The organism is Helicobacter didelphidarum, assembly GCF_003364195.1.
GTDB lineage: Bacteria > Campylobacterota > Campylobacteria > Campylobacterales > Helicobacteraceae > Helicobacter_A > Helicobacter_A didelphidarum.
Map to the genome: position 1 here is coordinate 1 of NZ_NXLQ01000007.1, position 19,753 is coordinate 19,753.

General features: G+C 30.9%; 16 protein-coding genes, 1 tRNA gene and 2 pseudogenes. 12 read left to right on the plus strand and 7 right to left on the minus strand.

The window, feature by feature from the left end:
* The 4 genes from CQA53_RS04465 to CQA53_RS04480 all read left to right on the plus strand — a co-directional run.
* The coding region (locus CQA53_RS04465) for an ATP-binding protein (RefSeq protein ID WP_115542833.1) at positions 1-913 on the plus strand (913 nt) is incomplete at its 5' end.
* Positions 910-1,317, plus strand: a complete 408-nt coding sequence (locus CQA53_RS04470; RefSeq protein WP_115542834.1) for a hypothetical protein — start codon at positions 910-912, stop codon at positions 1,315-1,317. The genes CQA53_RS04465 and CQA53_RS04470, both read left to right, overlap by 4 nt.
* A 10-nt stretch (positions 1,318-1,327) precedes the next feature.
* Entirely contained in the window at positions 1,328-1,654 is a 327-nt protein-coding gene (locus tag CQA53_RS04475) for a hypothetical protein (protein WP_115542835.1), read from the plus strand.
* Positions 1,655-1,691: 37 nt separating this feature from the next.
* The gene (locus CQA53_RS04480; RefSeq protein WP_115542836.1) at positions 1,692-2,078 is read left to right on the plus strand and encodes a hypothetical protein; all 387 of its coding nucleotides are present in this window, start codon (positions 1,692-1,694) and stop codon (positions 2,076-2,078) included.
* Between the two features lie 119 nt (positions 2,079-2,197).
* Here CQA53_RS04480 and CQA53_RS04485 read toward each other — a convergent pair whose 3' ends face one another.
* Together CQA53_RS04485 and CQA53_RS04490 are read right to left on the minus strand one after the other, a co-directional pair.
* The gene (locus CQA53_RS04485) at positions 2,198-2,743 is read right to left on the minus strand and encodes a L,D-transpeptidase family protein (protein ID WP_115542837.1); all 546 of its coding nucleotides are present in this window, start codon (positions 2,741-2,743) and stop codon (positions 2,198-2,200) included.
* Between the two features lie 57 nt (positions 2,744-2,800).
* Entirely contained in the window at positions 2,801-3,313 is a 513-nt protein-coding gene (locus CQA53_RS04490) for a hypothetical protein (protein ID WP_115542838.1), read from the minus strand.
* 155 nt (positions 3,314-3,468) lie between these two features.
* Between CQA53_RS04490 and CQA53_RS04495 the strand changes: the two genes are divergently transcribed.
* Positions 3,469-4,158, plus strand: coding sequence for a hypothetical protein (locus tag CQA53_RS04495; protein WP_115542839.1), 690 nt, complete (start codon positions 3,469-3,471; stop codon positions 4,156-4,158).
* 59 nt (positions 4,159-4,217) lie between these two features.
* On the opposite strand, the gene gap is transcribed toward CQA53_RS04495, so the two are convergent.
* On the minus strand, positions 4,218-5,201 hold the full coding sequence (gap, locus tag CQA53_RS04500; protein ID WP_115542840.1) for a type I glyceraldehyde-3-phosphate dehydrogenase: 984 nt from the start codon (positions 5,199-5,201) through the stop codon (positions 4,218-4,220).
* A gap of 285 nt (positions 5,202-5,486) precedes the next feature.
* Between gap and hypE the strand changes: the two genes are divergently transcribed.
* Positions 5,487-6,572, plus strand: coding sequence for a hydrogenase expression/formation protein HypE (gene hypE, locus CQA53_RS04505; RefSeq protein ID WP_115542841.1), 1,086 nt, complete (start codon positions 5,487-5,489; stop codon positions 6,570-6,572).
* A gap of 106 nt (positions 6,573-6,678) precedes the next feature.
* On the opposite strand, the gene CQA53_RS04510 is transcribed toward hypE, so the two are convergent.
* Together CQA53_RS04510 and CQA53_RS13770 are read right to left on the minus strand one after the other, a co-directional pair.
* Positions 6,679-9,402 (minus strand): Kae1-like domain-containing protein, encoded by a 2,724-nt coding sequence (locus CQA53_RS04510; protein ID WP_456237295.1) that lies wholly within the window; start codon positions 9,400-9,402, stop codon positions 6,679-6,681.
* A gap of 288 nt (positions 9,403-9,690) precedes the next feature.
* Positions 9,691-9,834 (minus strand): annotated as a pseudogene (locus CQA53_RS13770) (acylphosphatase); the annotation flags it as partial.
* Between the two features lie 564 nt (positions 9,835-10,398).
* Between CQA53_RS13770 and gatB the strand changes: the two are divergent.
* Positions 10,399-11,829 (plus strand): Asp-tRNA(Asn)/Glu-tRNA(Gln) amidotransferase subunit GatB, encoded by a 1,431-nt coding sequence (gatB, locus tag CQA53_RS04515; RefSeq protein ID WP_115542842.1) that lies wholly within the window; start codon positions 10,399-10,401, stop codon positions 11,827-11,829.
* Between the two features lie 78 nt (positions 11,830-11,907).
* Here the strand turns inward: gatB and CQA53_RS04520 are convergent.
* A tRNA-Ala gene (locus CQA53_RS04520) sits at positions 11,908-11,983 on the minus strand.
* A 244-nt stretch (positions 11,984-12,227) separates the two neighbouring features.
* On the opposite strand from CQA53_RS04520, the gene CQA53_RS04525 reads away from it, so the two are divergent.
* The 5 genes and pseudogenes from CQA53_RS04525 to CQA53_RS04540 all read left to right on the plus strand — a co-directional run bounded on the left by CQA53_RS04525 (position 12,228) and on the right by CQA53_RS04540 (position 17,621).
* Positions 12,228-13,007, plus strand: coding sequence for a tetratricopeptide repeat protein (locus tag CQA53_RS04525; RefSeq protein ID WP_115542843.1), 780 nt, complete (start codon positions 12,228-12,230; stop codon positions 13,005-13,007).
* Between the two features lie 150 nt (positions 13,008-13,157).
* Positions 13,158-13,922: pseudogene (locus CQA53_RS13775) on the plus strand (anaerobic C4-dicarboxylate transporter family protein); the annotation flags it as partial.
* Between the two features lie 411 nt (positions 13,923-14,333).
* A complete protein-coding gene (locus CQA53_RS13780; RefSeq protein WP_456237296.1) occupies positions 14,334-14,921 on the plus strand; it encodes an anaerobic C4-dicarboxylate transporter family protein in 588 nt (195 codons plus the stop codon).
* A gap of 327 nt (positions 14,922-15,248) precedes the next feature.
* On the plus strand, positions 15,249-16,421 hold the full coding sequence (locus CQA53_RS04535; protein ID WP_115542845.1) for an aminoacyl-tRNA hydrolase: 1,173 nt from the start codon (positions 15,249-15,251) through the stop codon (positions 16,419-16,421).
* 198 nt (positions 16,422-16,619) lie between these two features.
* Complete coding sequence (locus tag CQA53_RS04540; protein ID WP_115542846.1) at positions 16,620-17,621, plus strand: lipid A deacylase LpxR family protein; 1,002 nt, start codon at positions 16,620-16,622, stop codon at positions 17,619-17,621.
* A 114-nt stretch (positions 17,622-17,735) separates the two neighbouring features.
* Here the strand turns inward: CQA53_RS04540 and CQA53_RS04545 are convergent, their stop codons facing one another.
* Complete coding sequence (locus tag CQA53_RS04545; RefSeq protein WP_115542847.1) at positions 17,736-19,736, minus strand: methyl-accepting chemotaxis protein; 2,001 nt, start codon at positions 19,734-19,736, stop codon at positions 17,736-17,738.
* Between the last annotated feature and the right edge of the window lie 17 nt (positions 19,737-19,753).

Below are 19,753 nucleotides of genomic sequence, written 5' to 3' on the forward strand. Positions count from 1 at the left end.
GACTCCTCGCTTCAAAATGGAGCAAATCCAGCTTGATAAAAAGACAAGAAAGGCATTGCAAGAGTGCATTACACTTGTGAAAAAGCAACCACTTATATACGATACTTGGGGATTTCGTCAAATTGATAGTGTGCCTAAAACGATTATCAATTTTTATGGTAAGCCCGGCACAGGGAAAACTATGAGTGCACATATCATAGCAGATGAACTCAAGAAAAAAATTATTCTTAGCAATTACGCAGATATAGAATCCAAATATGTGGGCGATGCACCAAAAAATCTAGTCGCTACTTTTGATTTAGCACAAAAACATGACGCAATTTTATTCTTTGATGAAGCAGATAGTTTTTTAGGCAAACGTATCACAAATGTATCGCACAGTGCAGATCAAGCGATAAATTCTTTGCGTAGTGAATTGCTCAAATTACTTGAGGAAAGAGCTGTAATCGTAATATTTGCGACAAATTTACTAGAAAATTATGATAAAGCCTTTCATAGTAGAATCTTGCGCTCTATTGAGTTTGTATTGCCAAATGCAAAACAGAGAAAAAAGATCATACAAAAGACAATTCCCACTAAACTTTATGAACAAGGAGTGCAATTCGATGATACACAGTTAGATATTTTAGCATCATTAAGCGAGGGTTTTGCAGGGCGAGAGATAAAAAATGCGGTGTTAAATGCTCTTATTAGTGTGGCAAATAAGAGTGAATCTCAAGGAGCTAAGAATGTAGATTCTGAAAAAGAACATGAAATTTTGCCAACTTTTAAGGATTTTAAAAAGGCTTTTACATCTTTCAAAAGAGGTTTTGAGGTATCTCATGCAGATGAGATAAGGAATAAAAATGTAGGAAGCAAGATTCATAAGAATCTTGCAAATAAAAATTATAAGGTAATTAAGGAGAAAAAATGATACAAGAAATTATCAAACAATTAGGGGGAAAAATCCCTGATATTAAAGCATGGTTGGAACGCAATAAAGTAGATTCAAAAGAGATTGCAAATCTTTTTACCACGATATTTGGCACAGAAACATTAAAAGCAGCATGGAATTATCGCGAGGTGGAAACCGATAAATATACTTTTAAAGAATTGCTACAATGGGCAAAGGATAATATACAAGAAGGGAAGCATAATGGTGTGGCTGTTGTGCGTGAAAAAGCCGATGGCAAGATTATTTTATCAGCTATGTTTCTTGGTAAGAATGATGAGCCTTTATCGAGTTTGGGCGAACCATATTTGCATGTAAAGACGCAAAGTATCGATTCTGATTTAGAAGAAAACTTTGGCGATAAAGATATGATAGTATTACAGTAAGGGGTTGGGTATGTTAAGTTTTTTACACAGTGTATGGGCATGGGTTAGCAAAATTATAAAAATGGTTATTGCTTTTCAAAATATTGTTGATTTTTTTAGAAATCCAGAGAGGTTAAAACAATTACAGAGAGATAAAAATCTTATAGCAGTTTCAATAAAAGAGAAACAGTCAAATGGTGAGTATAATATTTTAAATTGTCTTTTTAACGAAAAAACAGAGAAAATAGTCGGTGAGGAAAATAGCTCCAATCGAAATGCACAAGGTGTTGAGACTAGACGCATGGATGCTGAAACAGAAAGGAGTTTTGGTAATAAAGATATGATTGTGTTAGAGTGATGGTTTTTAGATTGATAGTTTAATATAAAGGGAAAATATGTCAGAGAATAGTGGTTTTATTATCGGTGGTGTTGCCATAGCTGCCATCGCATTTGCAGGTTTTATGATATTCAATAAGACGAAAAAATTGAAAAAGTCTCATATGATGAATCATATAGACAAAGATATTTTGACGATGAAAGAGGTCATAGAATATTTTAGAGATACTCATGTCTTAAACCAACTGCAACAAAATAAAAACTACATTGCAGTTGTGATGAGAGAGCAAACACAAGATGGCAAGATAGGAATCATTTTAACGCTTTTTGATGCACAAAATGAAAAGATACTCGATACTTTCAATGCAAAATACTATTGTGTAAAAGAGCTAGATTCTGATTTAAAGGATAGCTTTGGTAATAAAGATATGATTGTTTTGGAATAGTGATTTGAGAATTGAGTGAGCATATATTGTGCATGTGTAAGGATAGAGTAGATATTTTTTGTAGTGGTAACTATGCTACATCAAATTGAGATTGGAGCAAAAGATATATTTGAAGATTCTTATGGTAGGATAACAATTGGTGTGCCAATTTTTACTGATTCATAAATTTCTTTCACATCTCTATTATCAAGGGCTATACAACCATCAGTCCAATCTCCATACGATTGAAATAACCCCGCTGCAATATTCATACCATTTGGCAAACCATGTATTTTAATATCACCACCAGCACTTTTTCCGTGTTGTTTAGCATACTCTCTATCCTTTGTATTTGGATAATTTATGCCAAGATTAAGAAAGTATCGCGATTTTGGATTTTTAGAATCTATAATGTAATTTCCTTCGGGTGTTTTGCTATCCCCCTCAAATTGTTTATGCCCAATAGGATTTTTCCCCAATGCGATATGATATTCTTTTAGAATCTCCTCATTGTGATAAAGCTGTAATTTTCGCTTTTCTTTCAACACAACTATCTTTGTAATCTTATTTTTTAATGAATTATCAATCGCGTATTGCCGATTCTTGTCCGCATAAACCAATGACATAAAAAGAATTGAGCATAGAGTAATGATGCCTATTGAAGACATCAGTAATATTTTTCGCATAGTTTAAATTCCTTTAAATATACTTGCAGTAATTATGAAAGCATATTATTTTTCAAATCAATACTGTTCAAAGCTTGATTTAAGGGTTGTTGCATTTGCTTTTTGTTCAAACTCTAACACTTCTTTTGCACAGAGATTCTCCCCATCAAGTCTTGTAGCGGTTATAGTAAGCTTTGAATTCCCATTCCAAATATACATTAAGACATATCCCAAAGGATTTTCTTTTGTAGAATCAACCTTAAAAGCTTTATTAGTTTTAGGCAAATCTTTATGTAAAATATTTGTGCCAATACCATTATTCAGATTTGCATCTGCATAGGCTTTATATGCACTTTCTAATTTTTGATTTGGAAAAGTATATATATCATATTCGTTGGTTGTCTTAAAATTCTTTTTTAAGAAATTCCTTTTTTGCACTAAAGTTTTTAAGTCATTTTGATAAAGTGTGTCAAAAACCCTTAACCGTGCTTCTTCAAGTGGTAATAATCCAGATTCTTCTGCTTGCAAACCTACTGCTACACTCGCACTGATACCAAATGCAAGTAAAAGATGTTTAAAATTCATTTTCATTGTGTTCCTTTTCAAGAGAATAAGCTATAATTATACAATAAAAAAATGAATTTCTCTATTTTTATATCTCTTTTAAAAATTTCATAACAACTTTTTATTAATAAAATTCAATATTTTATAACAAAATTTAATCTCAAGTATAAAAAGGTATTGTAATGCAAGTAAAATTTTCTCTTGTTTTCTCTTGTTTTCTTATTTTATTTTTTAGTGGTTGCACATTTTATGCTTTTGACCCACAATATTATAAGGCAAAAAAATATGCAAAGCAATATAGCGGAATCTATGTTTTCAACCAACAAGCTTATCATGAGATTTTAGAATCTATAAAAGATTCTAAAAAATATGATGATGAAAAATTAGAATTTCAAAGACAACTTTTTAAACAAATACGAGCAAATACAAATCAAGAATGGCTTAAAAACAAAGAGAAATATCAAGAACTTACACGCAAATTAAGTGGATACACAAATGAAAAAAATGCACAAACACTTTTTGTTTTAGCAAAAATTGATGAAAAATTTTCGCCCACAAATTTCCTTTCAAATGGTAAAAAATACCATCATATTTTATATGTCAGTGATTATGATATAAAGATTCCAGAATCTCTTATGAAGAAAATACATGGGGAAACTATGCAAGATTCTAAATTCCAACGCATTATTTATCCCCAATATTTTTCTGTGAGTGAAAACGCAGAAATTGAAATTATATCAATAGGAGTGGTATATCTTTATAAGAATATTAATAAGGTTTATAGTTTAAAAGAAGATTCTTTAATTGATATGGAATTTGCAAGTGGAGAATGGAAATACCTTGTCGGTAAAAAAGTTTTTATTATAAAATGAGGAAATATCATTGATATAATAATGAAACACAAAAACTATCATACACTTTTTATAGGATCTTAGTGAAAGGTGGAAATAAATTCTGCCATATCTAAGATTCTGTTTGCATAACCAGTTTCATTATCATACCATGACATAATTTTTATCATATTTCCCACTTGCAAACTTAAATCTTTTGCTACTATGCTACTATATGAGCTTCCTAAAAAATCGCTACTTACACGATATTTTGTATCAAGTGTGAGAATATTACGCATGCTATTTTGAGCATAAGATTCTAAAAGGGTATGCACCTCATCTTTATCTGTTTGCTTTTGGAGATAAAAATTTAAATCTGCCATAGATACATCAATCACAGGAATACGCAAACTTTGTCCATGTATTTTACCCTCTAAGTTTGGCAAGACTCGTTTTAAACCGATTGCCGCACCCGTTGTAGTTGGAATAATATTGTTTGCAGCGGCTCTTGACCTCCGCTTATCGACTCTATGTGCGTTATCGAGTAAATTTTGGTCGTTTGTGTAACTATGGATTGTTGTCATTGTAGCACTTATGATTCCATAGTGTTTTTCAAGGATAAAGCAAATTGGAGCAATACAATTTGTGGTGCAAGAAGCATTTGAAATAATTTGCTCACCTTGATAGTATTTGTGATTTACACCCAAGACAAAGGTCGGAGTGTTGTCATGTGCTGGAGCTGAAATAATTATTTTTTTTGCTCCTTTTGCAAGATGATGTGAGACAGATTCTGAAGTGAGAAATTTGCCACTTGATTCTATCACAATATCAACTTCACCAAAATCAATGTCTTGAGAATTAACATGATTACTAAGTTGAATGGCTTGCTGATTAGCAAAAAGTATATTGTTTTCTAACCTCAAATCGCCATTAAAATTGCCATGTGCTGTGTCAAACTCAATTAAATAAGTGAGAATCTCCCATTTTGCTATGTCATTCATAGCTTTAATAGTGTGTCCTCTCTGCAATGCGATACGCAATATTGTTCGCCCCATTCTCCCTAATCCATTAATTCCAAGCGTCATATTTCTGCCTCGTTTATAGAGATAAATATAGAGATTATACACTAAAGTTATGCACTTTCATAAGAAAAATATGTTTTATTTGCAGAAGTTAATGAAACTTCAATCCAAGAATGATTTTTATGAAGAAAATATATTTGATATTTTATGGATTTTATGCAATAGTAAAGAGATGGTTTGTGATGATTATTTAGAATTGTGTTCTTTCTAAGATAGCTTGATATGATATGCAAAATTTTAAAAATCATTGTATAATATTATTTTCTGATTTAAATTTTAGGTAAAATTATGGATATAGTAACTCTCTCTCATGGTAGTGGTGGTATTAACTCTGCCCATTTTATACAAAATATTTTTATGCCATTTTTCCAAGATATGATGCCCTTTGCTAATGAGGATTCTGGAATATTTAGAGCCAACGATAATAATGAAAAATATGTCACAAGCACAGATTCTTATACAATTAATCCTATTTTTTTTGAAGGTGGGGATATCGGAAAACTCTGCGTATGTGGTAGTGCAAATGATGTTGCAATGATGGGCGGGAAACCCACATATTTAAATATTGCTTTTATTATAGAGGAAGGATTTAAGATACAAGAACTTAAAAAAATTATAGAATCTATTGCATGTGAATGTAAAAAATTAGATTTACAAATTCTTGCTGCTGATACAAAAGTATTGCCAACCTTTAATAAAGATTTGGAAAAAAAAAATATTTTTATTAATACAACTTGTATTGGCATGTTAGAAAAAGTAAATATAAGTGCAGCAAGTATTCAACATGAAGATTGCATTATTCTAAGTGGTAAAATTGGAAATCATGGTGCAAGAATATTTCTAGAGCAAAATAATATTGCACTTGAGAGTGCAATAAAAAGTGATTGTGCTTCACTTTATCCTATGCTCTCAAAACTTTTTGCAAGTGAAATCCCATTACATGCTTTACGAGACGCTACAAGGGGAGGTTTGGCAAGTGTATTGAATGAATGGGCAATCAGTTCAAAAGTTTGCATTGAAGTCAATGAGGAATATATAAACATTGATGAAGAAGTGCGTGGTGTGTGTGAAATTTTAGGACTTGAAGCCTATGACCTTGCAAATGAAGGTGTGTGTGTATTGGCATTACCACAGGAATATGCTACACAAGCAATAACAATACTTCAAGAACATGAATTAGGAAAATATGCAAAAATCATTGGAAAAGCTATTCAAAAAGATATTATTAATAATCTTAAATTAGCTCATTCTTCTATGCAAGATTCTGAAACTCTTGAAAAAATGTATTTACAACGAGTCGTATTACAAACAAAATATGGAAGTAAAAGATTCTTAGAATACCCACAAGGGGAACTTTTACCAAGAATTTGTTAATTTTAATAAATTTATTTGCAGGATTGTTTCTTCCTTGAATAAATATCTTTTAGGGAGAAATTTTTGAGATGAAAATCAAAAAGTTTAGACCTCCATGCAACAAAAACTATAAGTGATTTGCAAATGCTATTTGTCCCAAACTAATAGAATAGTCATTACAAGGAAGTGTTGGAAAAAAGCATTCTATACCATGCAAACGAAGTAAATATTCTATACGAGCACAAAGCATAAAGTTTGCAAATACACCACCACCAAATAAAGCAAAGTCTGCTCCAATTTTTTGCAAAGATTCTAATACACAAAATGCTAAAGTATCAAGGAATCTGAAAGCAATTTGTTCTTTTGCTATGTTGCATTCTCTTTCATAAAACATTTCAATAAAACAATCTTTTAGGTCAATTTGCTCTTGTTTAATACTAAAAGAGTAGGGGACAAAGGTAGATTCTACAACTTGTGTTGCGACTGTTTGATAATTTGTTATACTCTTTTGAGAATTATTCATCGCAATATATTTAAGAGCCAAACTCGCAATCATTTCTCCGCTTTGCCCCTCATACTCAATCTTTTCTAATCCTAGTAAAAATCCTGCAATATCAAAAAGCCTCCCAACAGAGCTAGTGAGTGGGGAATTGATACCTCTTTTTTCTATATTTTGCAAAGTTTGTAACTCTTCTTTGTTATAGAATCTCTCTTCTAAAAATGTAAGAATTGGTGTTAGATTATTCCTTAAAGCATAGCTTAAAGTCAATCGCATAGAATCCTTAATGTGTTTTTCTCCACCTAAAATACGAAATGGTTGAAAGCTCATAAGTCTTTTTACGCTTTTAAAATCACCATACAAAAATTCACCACCCCAAATAGTAGAATCTTCCCCAAGCCCACTTCCATCAAAAATTACACCAACACCATTTGTATGGTTAGATTCTAAGAGAAGTGCATTGAGATGAGCATGATGGTGATAGATTGAAGCAATATGCGGTTTAGTTGGTATTTGCAAGAATAAATCGTTTGCAATATCTACACTTGCATATTGTTTATGTTTATCTGTAATAAAAATTTCTGGAAACCCATAAAGTTTGCTGAAAAAATAAAAGGTTTCATAAAAATTTTGGATATTTTGGATATTTGAGAGATTTCCTAAATATGGACTTATCACAACATTATGTTTTTTTGCAAAAGTTAAACTACTTTTTTGCATTGCACCAAATCCCGCACTTAAAACTTTAGTGTGCAACTGTTGAAAGTGTTTATGTAAAGGTGCAAAACCACGAGATACACGCATTAATTGTAACTGGGAAGATTGGCTTGTCTTATTAGAATCTATTTGTATTTGCTCCAATGGATTGTGTTGTTGAGAATTTTTGATGGTAGAATCTACTTGTATTGATGATGCAATGTTGTGAATTTTTTTGTTCGCATTTTTTGATTCTATATTCTTAGTTTGTGTATTACAAAATTTGTTTTGTGTAATGTAATCATGATAAAAATTAATACCATTTATAATACTATCATCTAACCTATGTAGAATCTCGCGTTGATAGATTAAAATAAAAAGATTATTTTGTGTAGCTTGCTGACAAAATGTGTTCTTTTTATGTTTAGTTTTGTTGTCATAAGATTCTGGTTTATTATTTTTTATCGCAGTATCATACAAAGTAGATGTGATTGTAGAATCTTGATAAAGAGATGATTGCTTATAGGTGTTTTCGTGTTTGAATGATTGTTTGTGTAAAGAGATATTGCAATCATGCGATGTTTCTAAGGTATGTAATATATCGTAAAGATTACATTCTTCTAATTGCTTAGCAATCATTGCTCCTTTTTTATTTGCAGAAGTATAGAGTAGGGCAAAATCCTCTTCTAAATGTTCAAAAAGCAACACGAGCATAGCAGTATATGGAATCATAACACCAATTGTTTCTAAATTACTAATCTCTGGAGAGAGATTGTATTTTTTATTTTTTAGTGCAAGAATAATTGGTGATGCGGGGCTGTTTAAAGCATCAATCGCTTTTGGGGAGAGTAGAGCAATCTTTTTCAGTTCAGATTCTCTTGCCATAATGACAAACGGTTTGCTTGGACGATTTTTTATAGCTCTTATTTTTCTTATTGTGTCTGTATTTCTTGCATTTGCCAAAAATGCAAAACCACCTAAACCTTTAAAAAGTATTATACGATTATTTTTAAGTGCATCTGCACAGGCTTTGATTGCATCGTAATTATAGGACAAGGAATTGATATGGGAAAAATTGCTTCTTGTAAAATGTCGCATGTCAGGAAAATCATGTTGTAGTTGTTTTACTAAAGATTCCGTAGCAGAGATTTGATTTTGTTGTGCATAATATTCAAAAGAGAGAACTTTTATCCCACATTGCTTACAACTTATTGGCTCTGTATGGAATCTTCTGTTGGTAGGATTTGTATAATCATAATTGCAAGAACTGCAGAGTGCAAAATCTTTCATAGATGTATTTTTTCTATCATAGGGTAGGGCGTTTAAGATACTAAAACGAGCACCACAATTTACACATGAGGTAAAAGCATAATGCCAGAATCTTTGATGACTTTTTAAATTTTCAGGATATATTTCATGTGATATGGAATCTTTGCTCGTTAAAAGATCTTGATAGCAATCCTCACAAATTTTAAAATCAAGAGGTAGTTGTAATTGTAGCTCACTATCTCTAAGCTGATTTGCTTGATGTTGATATGATTCTAAAATTTTGAAGTTATTCTCGTGTATATTTTCCTTGTCATTTTCATTGTAAATAGATAGAGATTCTATAAATTCCAGAGAAAGGGAATCTATGGAAGCATTTTTTGGTAGCACAAGATTTAACGCAGTATTTTTTAAAATCTTATAAGCATTAAATAAGAGTTGAGATAATATATTGAGTATATTAATTGCATGTCTTTTTTTAGTAATCTGGATATTGTCTTTATAAGCATTATTTATTATATCTGCTTGTATAAAATCTTGATAGTTACATACTTGCAATAAAAAAAGCAAAAATAGTATAATATTTTGTTCTGTATTGGGATCATTTTGGGGATTCCAAAAAGGATTGTTTTGACACTGCAATACCTCAAAATATTGCAATATATCTTGAGTAGAAAAATCTTGCGGGTTACATTGCAATATAATTTCCACACAATTACCCATATTTCTTACAAAACCATGAAATTTAAAAATATGTGCAAGATTATAAACAAAAGGACGAAATCCAACCCCTTGCACTAAACCAAAAATTTTAATTTTTATGTTTTGTTTCTTTTGCTGTCTTTTCCGTGAAACTAAAAAATCCAATAAAGATTCTAAGAAATTGGCAAGATTCGCAACATAAGATTGGAATGTTTTGTTTTGATGATATAGCTGTGATTCTTGAATAATTTGCATCCAATAAGTTATTTTATTTTGTGTATAAAAATCATAAGAAAAAAAGTTTGTGGTTTGTTGCATTGAGTTTATTTGCCTCTTAGGTGTTCGAAGTGAATAAGTTATGTTTTAAATTTAAATCCAACAAAATGAGTAACAATATTATTCCAACTTTTATTAACTTTAGTTTAGGTTAGAATTGTAACATATATTTTTAAAAATCTATTCCATTGTGGAAATATATATATTTTGGGAACAGAAAATTATTTCACAAGATTAAGATTTCAAAAAAAGAAAGGGTAGTGATATGATAAAAAATAAAAAAGTTTGAAAATTTAAGTTTTCATAATTTTATATTGATATTTTAAAACTTACGTGGCTTCCTTTGTGTTATTTACTTCACATAATTATAATATAATAAAAATATCAATATTTCTTATAAGGATAAAAATGAGTAATTTTGAAACAATTATTGGATTAGAAGTTCATGTGCAATTAAATACAAAAACAAAAATTTTCTGTTCTTGTGCAACAAGCTTTGGTGATATGCCAAATACAAATGTCTGTCCTGTATGTTTGGGTTTGCCTGGTGCTTTGCCGGTATTAAATAAAGAAGCTGTAAAAAAAGCAATTTCTTTTGGAACTGCTATCCAAGCTAAAATTAATCAAAATTCCGTTTTTGCACGCAAAAATTATTTTTATCCCGATTTACCAAAAGCATACCAAATTAGCCAATTTGAGATTCCAATTGTTGGGTATGGCACTATTGAAATTGATGTTCATGGTGAAAAAAAGATAATTGGTGTAACAAGAGCACATTTAGAAGAAGATGCAGGGAAAAATATCCACGATGGTAATATTTCTAAAGTGGATTTAAATCGTGCTTGCACACCGCTTTTAGAAATTGTAAGTGAGCCTGATATGCGTAGTAGTGATGAGGCAATTGCATATCTCAAAAAATTGCATTCCATTGTCCGTTTCCTTGAAATTTCAGATGCAAATATGCAAGAAGGAAGCTTTCGTTGTGATGCTAATGTATCTATTCGCCCAAAAGGTGAAACAAAATTTTATACGCGCGTAGAAATCAAAAATCTCAATAGCTTTAAATTTATTCAAAAAGCTATTGAATATGAGGTTGTAAGGCAGAGAGAAGCTTTTGAATCTGGTTGCTACAACGATGAAATTGTGCAAGAAACACGGCTTTTTGACACACAAAAAGGTGTTACAAAATCAATGCGAGGAAAGGAAGAAAGTGCAGATTATCGTTATTTCCCTGATCCTGATTTATTGCCTGTATTTTTAGATTCTAAATTCTTAGAAGATGCCCAAAAGATTCCTGAAATGCCAGAGAGTAAAATTGTACGTTATGTTACAGATTTTGGGCTAAAAGAGAATGATGCAAAAATTATTACGCAAGACATTGATATGGTTAAATATTTTGAATTTTTAGTGCAGCAAAAAATCCTTGCAAAAACTGCTTACACATGGCTTACGACAGAGTTGCAAGGGAGGTTAAAAAATGGTAATACACTTGCTACTTGCGGTATTAGTAAGGAAGTTTTTTATACTCTTTTAGAGAGATTACAAACACAAAAAATTAGTGGATCTGGAGCAAAAACCATCCTTGATAATTTAGTAGAAAATCATGGTGGTGATGTAGATTTTCTTATTAAAGAATTGGGATTAGAACAAATTAATGATGATAGTGCAATTTTGACTCTTATAGATTCCATTCTGAATGCAAATTCTGATAAAGTTGCTGAATATAAGGCAGGAAAAGAAAAAATGTTAGGTTTCTTTGTTGGACAAGTAATGAAAGCTTCAAAAGGTGCAAATCCTGCAAGAGTAAATGAATTATTACGTGAAAAATTAAGTAAATAGAGTGTAGAAAGTAACCATTTTATAATTTTATTGAATATGAATATAATTGAAGCTATAAAAATTTAAAAAACATAATAATGGTGGAGTGTAGGGGGTTCGAACCCCTGACCCCAACGCTGCCAGCGTTGTACTCTCCCAACTGAGCTAACACCCCATATATACTAAAGATATAAATAAATTTTCAGAGAAAGAATTAAAAAACTCCCATTCTAGCATTTTAAAGCTTAAAAGACATTTAAACTACGAAATAAATTGCCAAATTAAATTCCCCTTTTTTCTTAATGAAGTTAAAATCTTAAATGTTTTTTACGAGTGAATACATTATTTTTTTATAGTTAAGATGATTCTGTAATAATATTAAATGTAATTGATATTAATATTTTGAGAAAAGGCAAAAAATGATTATCTTACGAATATATTTTATGTTACTATGTATGATTTTCTATTCTGCATGCTCACACAAAGAACATGTAGCAATAGCTGAAGATTTACAAGATAAACAAAACATTCAAGAAAAAAGAGAATCTACCTATCAAGATTTAAAACAAAATACATCTTCTCATTCCTCAAATTCCATAGAATCTTTATTAGATTCTAATACTCTTTCGCAAGATGATATAATACAACAAGCATTAAATGAAGAATTAAAAAGCAAACGTAACCAATACAGAAATGAATGTAATAAAAAAAATGGGGATTCTTGTGTAAAACTTGCAATTTCCTATCAAACTTCACACGACCTCGATAAAGATTCAATAACAAAAATATATGAAAAGGCAGCAATGTATTATCAAAAAGATTGTGAAAATGGTAATATGCACGCATGTTCGGGCTTAGGTACACTTTATGAGGCAGGAGATGGTATTAAGCAGAATAAAAAATATAGTAAAGAACTTTATAGTCATGCTTGTAGAAATGGAGATTCAAGAGGTTGTATAAACCTCGGAATTATAGCAAAAGGTTGCCTTGCATGTCCTTCAGAAAACACTCCGCAAACTAGAGAAGCACTCAACTATTTTAAACAAGCGTGTAAGTATAAAAATTCTAATGCGTGTTATATGGTTGCACAAATTTACTTAAAGGCTACACAGCAACTAGATTCCAATCAAGACGAGCTTATCAAACAATATTTAAAACAATCTTGTGATTTTGGTAAACAGAATGCTTGCAACAATTAAAAAATTATTTCACAATATTTATATTTTTTAAACACAAAATGATTAAAACTAAGATAAAATTATTCTATAAAGTTTAGAGATTGGACAACCTCCTTTTTTCTAAAATGGAAAAATAAGATTGTTCAATCAAAAATATGAGGAGATTTTGGCATGGATATATTGTTATTAATCGGACAACTCATCGTCTTATTTGGAGCAATTTTCTTGGGTATTCGGCTTGGTGGTATGGCTATTGGATACGCTGGTGGACTTGGTGTCGTTGTGCTTAGTCTAGGACTTGGCATGAAGCCTGGAGATATTCCTTGGGATGTGATTTTAATCATTATGTCTGTTATCGCAGCTATCGCAGCAATGCAATTAGCTGGAGGCTTGGACTATATGGTGCAGGTAGCTGAAAAGATTTTGCGTAAAAATCCTAAATATATCAACTACCTTGCACCTACAGTTACTTACTTTTTGACATTTTTAGCAGGGACAGGACACACGGCGTTTTCTATGATACCTGTCATTGTGGAAGTAGCAAAAGAGCAAAATATCAAACCATCCGCACCACTCTCTATCGCTGTTGTCTCATCTCAAATTGCTATTACCGCAAGTCCCGTGAGTGCGGCAGTTGTTTATATGAGCGGTGCATTAGAAGAATTTGGCTGGAGTTACCCTACTCTCCTTCTTGTGTGGCTTGTTACAACTTATATCGCATGTATGCTTACTGCTTTTGTTGTTAGCAAATTTTTTCCTCTTGACTTGAGTAAAGATTCTGTTTATCAAGAAAGACTTAAAGCTGGATTGGTAAAACCATCTGTTGGCGCACAGCATATCGAACTCAAAAAGGGTGCAAAGTTAAGTGTTGGGATCTTTTTAATAGGTGTTTTATGTGTAGTTTTTTATGCAACATCTATTTCTGATGTTGTACGCAAACCGCTTTTGAATCTTGTAAATTCCCATATACCTGTTGATATGGAACAAGAATTATTTAATATTAAATCAAAAGCCCTTAGCATGTTAAAAGAAGCACAAGGTGATGTGAGCAAGGGACAAGCTGAACTTGATTCTAACTTTAGTAAAATGGAAAATTTATTTCTCAAATCTAAAGATGAATTTAAAACAGCAAATGGTGAATTTAATGAAGCCAAAATTGATAGCTATGTGGATTCTCTAGGGAAATTTAAAGAGGCAATATTTCAAGCAAAAGAGTTGCATACTGATGCTAAACTTTCTGAAGTAAAAGCTTATTTAGAATCTGCATTAAGTGAACTTCATGCAAGAGCAAAAGATTCTATAAAAGAAGATATAAGTGAGGAAACTTTTGGTGTGAAACTTGCAAAAATGGTAAAAAGCTACATAGATCCTGTGCGGCTAACACGCGATGGAGCAATTATGAGCTTTATGCTTTTGATTGCAACCTTTATTGCAATATTTTGTAAAGTTGATACAAGCAAACTCCTTGATGCAAGCACATTTAAAGCTGGTATGACAGCGTGCGTTTGTGTGCTTGGTGTCGCATGGTTGGGCAATACATTTGTAGCTGGATATAAAGAAGAAATCGGAAGTCTCGCAAGCAAACTTGTAGGTGATTATCCTGGACTTTTAGCTGTTGCACTATTCTTTGCTAGTATGCTCCTTTATTCGCAAGCAGCTACCGCAAAGGCAATTATGCCTGTTGTTATTGTTGCATTAGATATAACAGCCACTACACCAGAATCTAGTTATATTTTAGTAGCAAGTTTTGCAGCGGTATCAGCACTTTTTGTGCTTCCTACTTATCCAACGCTTCTTGGTGCAGTCCAAATGGACGATACTGGTTCAACTCGTATAGGGAAATATGTGTTCAATCACAGCTTTATTGTGCCAGGAACAATTGCTATTATTTTTGCCGTAGGACTTGGATTTATTGTTGCTCCAATATTTGCATAAAATATTCTGATAAAACAAATATAGATATTTTTTAGACTATATTGCAAAAAAATGTCTGTATATTCCAAATCTTAATATTTACAAACAAAGGTAAAATTTTTCTATCTTAATGAGACTCACTCAATCTCTGTATTATTCCCAATGAAAAATTACGATATAATATGTATGAGTATTTATTAATGTATTTTCTGTAAAAATAATTACAATAAATTTTTTAAAGTATTAATAAATTACATTGTACATTCAATAAGAAGAGATTTTAGCAATTTTCATAATTAAAAAATCTCAAGGTAAATGTTATGCCATTTATCAATATAAGGGTTTTATATGCAAACTATTCTTCTTGTTGGCTTGGGTAATGTTGGCACACAATATGCACATACGCGACATAATATTGGCTTTATGTGTCTTGACAAGCTTACAAGTATATTAAATGATGAAAATAAGCAAAAAAGTCCGCTCACAGAATTTTATACTAGAGATTCTAAAAATACGGAACGAGTAAATCCCCACATTATTTCATATAATATAGAATCTCGTCTTAATAATAAAAATACACAAATTATATGGAAGGCTGATAAAAAAAATCATTGCATAAAAGCTGAAGTATCGCTTAAACATTTTATAGAATCTTTGAGAGATAATATACAAATTTTAAGGCAATTTAAATTTCTTGCACCAAAGTCTTTTATAAAAAAACACAATGCCACACTCCCTATTCCCTCTACAAAACAACAATATCCTAATGATTATTATCGAGAGAATGAACAAAAATGGATAGATTTTTTACAAGAATCTTTTCAAGAAAAGTTACAATCTATTCATCCAGATTACAATATACTTATGGTAGCTCCAACAACTTTTATGAATAATAGTGGGGAATGCTTACGAAATATCGTGCAGCATTATAATATTGTTAAAACAATTATAATCTACGATGATTTAGATACAAAATTTGGAAGTATTAATTTTCGTTACAAAGGAAGTAGTGGGGGACATAATGGATTAAAATCAATTCATACATATTTTGGAGAAACATATTTACGCGTAAAACTTGGTATTGCAACAAATATATTTTTAAGCGAAAAAGCTTCAAAGATTATTGGCAAATCACAAGATTTTGAAATAATCTCTGAATTATTTTTACAAACTCTATATGAAAAATTTAATTTTTTTGAGCAATTTAAAACACAATCATTTTTTAAAATTCTAAAAAATAAACTGCTCAAGCAAAATTTACTTGCTACAAATCTGGAATCTTATTATAATGAAATATGGCAAAAATTCCAACAATTTCATAAGAGTGGTAATGATGAAATTCCTCATTTTGTTCTATCAAATTTTACCCCGTGTGAATCTTTCGTGCTAGAAGACATTTTAAGCTATACTTCATTTGTTATAATTGGTGCAATATTTGAGTGGAGTTATTATAGCTCTTTACACAAGAAAGATACAAATGATTTTATGTCTCTTGATATTTTTAATGTAAATTTTAAATAAATTATATAAATTATATATATGAAAGAATCTAAATTAGTTTTATATGAAAAAGTTAATTGTTTGTTATGCAAATGGATTGAAGCTATATTTTTAAGTTTATAAGACAAACGAAATTTTGCTATAATACTAAAAATATATAATAAAAGCTTTAAATTCCATAAATATTAATACAACAACAACTAATTGTAAAGTAACACCATGTTCAATGTCTTTAAATTTATTTTATTATTTCTTGTTATTGACATACTTCATGCGAGAGATATTGTAGCATATAAAAAACAGACTTTTTCTCTTGCTACGGACAATGACGCGTATTTTGAACCAACAAATTATGATAGGTTCTATACTGCTGGACATAGTTTAAGTTATACTTCCAAAGAATTTCAGCAATCATTTTTACACTATGTCGGGATTTCTTCTTTCTTGTCTAAAAATCTTAGCCTTACCCTACCCTATTCTTCTGTAATTTCTCGTTTCAGCATAAATCTTGCACAAGAAATTTATACACCAAATAGCAAGTATGTAACCATTCCTCCAAAAGATGATATGCCTTATGGGGGATATTTATACGCAAACTTTATGGCACAAAATCGCATTGGGAATTTTATGGAACAAGCTTCGTTAAATATTGGTCTTGTTGGTCCTTATGCACTTGCAAAAGAGACACAAGATATAATCCACATACTTACAAATGTAAGTCGTTATGCAGGTTGGGATTCTCAAATTCATAATGAATTTATTTTTAATCTCTATTACAAAGCAATGTATAAGATTCCAATTATAGAAAATATTATTGAATTTTTACCATTTGGGACAATAGCACTAGGAAACGCACATACTCATGTTGATTTTGGAGCGAGATTGCGTATCGGATGGGGACTTTGGGGTGATTTTGGAATCCAAAAAGCCCATACAAATAATCTTGGTAGCACAAGCATTGATGATAATTTTAGATTCTATCTATCTGGTGGAATACTTGGTAGAGTTGTCGGGAGAAATATCTTTATACAAGGCAATACAATTGGCGGGGTGCAAACTTCATTAGATGTAAACCACTTTATTTATGAAGCAGAACTTGGAATGGCGATTGCATGGAAAGGATTTGTTGCTGGTGTTGTATATACTTATAAACAAAAAGAATTTTTAACTCAAGCAAGAGATTCTAATTATACAACACTTAGAATAGAAGTAAGCTTTTAAATTATATCATCTAGCCACTATTGTTAGGATAATTTATTTATGGTGGTGTTGTGATTGAGCAAAATTTCATTATTTTCCACAATAAACACAACAATGACTTTTATAAACTCTCATTCAGATTTTAAATTCGCTTAAATTACGATTAAGTTCATTGGTTTTATCGCTAAGCTTTGTGGAAGATTTGTGCATATTTGTATTAATTTCCAAAAGAGTAGCAACACATGTGGCAATTTTACTTCCATTCTCAAGAATATTTGTAGCATTTACATTTACCAATTTTGCACCCTCAAGACTTTCTGCAGATTTTTCAGTTACAAGATTGATAGTGTTTGAAAGATTCTTGATATCTTCTTGCATATCATCAAATTGTTGTGTTAAAGTCTGCATAGACTCTGATCCCTCTTGCATCTCATTGCTGATGTCATTAATAGATTGTAAGATACTATTAATAATTGAGCTTGTTTCAGCTATTGATTTTTGCGTTCTCTCTGCAAGTTTTCTGACTTCATCAGCTACAACAGCAAATCCTCTTCCATGTTCTCCTGCTCTTGCTGCTTCTATTGCTGCATTAAGTGCCAAAAGATTTGTTTGTGTTGCAATTTCAGTAATTACCACCAAAACATTTTGTATATTGTTTGCTTCATTGGCAAGATTCTGAATCTTGCTTACATTTTCAATTTCCCTCGTCGCATTTGTTTGAATATGCCCATTCACTTGATTGATAATATTTTTTGTTTCATCAAATTTTGTAAGGACAGATTGCAGTTCATTATTTACATCAATTGACATTTGAATATTTTGGTTAATAATTTCACGACTTTTTTCACCAAGATTTGTATTATTATTGCTAATATGTTCAATTTGCTTAGTATTTTCATTGAGCTGCATAGAAATGACACCAAGATTTTGCACAATATCAAGATTGATACGTGTTTGGTTTAATACTTGCAAAAAGGTGCTTTGTATATATTGAATAAAGGTATTAATGGATTTTACCATAAAGCTGATTTCATCATTTGTTTGTGTAGGTAAGCTTTCTGTAAGAGCCTTATTTTCAATAATATAATGCAAACGCGTATTGACTCGCTTTAATCGCACTACAAGATTACTAATAACTACGATAGAGAGGAATATTGTCAGAGCTATGACTAAAGATTCTATAATAATTAATGTCAAAAAATAATTTTCCTTTGTATCAATTTGTGTTTGTATAGATGCACTTAAATGTTGAGCTATTGCATCTTCTACATTTTTTAATAAATCAATTTTTTTTGTAATGGTTGCAAACCACACAGATGGTTCTATACCATAATCCCCTACTCTATGTTTTACTATTGCTGTATTACGCATATTTTGCACTTCCTGAAAAGACGAATCTTTTATTGTTTGTGCATAAAGTTCTAAAATAGACTTTGGACTAAATGCAAGAAAAAGCTTATTGAAGACTTCCTGTTCTGCCAATAATGAAAGGAATTTACCATATTGGGCTTCATTTGCGGGAATATTTCCGGAAAATATTACATTCAACATAGCTCGTTCTAATCCAGAACGTTCTTTTGCATACAAGAAATTTGCATAACCAAACATTTCTCTTGTAATCTCTGTATTTGAGATTAATGTAGAAGATTCTAGCACACTATCAAGCAAGATTCCAATTGTTCCACTAAAATAGTTAAGTGTTTGTGTGACAGCAGGTGTATTATGAATAGAAGAATCTGCTTGCATACGGATTTCGTTAAGTTTTTTTAATTGTTCTAAGGCGTTGTTTAATGTTGCTATATAATGTGGACTTAAATTGTATTCTTTTGATGCAATATCTACAAATATGGTGTATTGTTTATCTGTGATTTGTCTTTGGTTTCGTAACTCATTTGCAAATTTTTTACCACCACTAGCAAGATATCCAGCACTCATTCCACGTTCTTTTTGCATTTCATGGACTAATAAAGAAAGTTTTTGTGATATATTAATTTGTTGTTGTAGAGATTTATTTATTGCTATATAGTTATATGAGTTTTTAAGTTCAATCATCATAAAAAAAAGCATTGTAATAGTAGAAATAAGGACTAATAGGATAATCCTAGACTTTAAACTCATCTTATTTAGCAAAAACATTCACACTCCCCCTATCT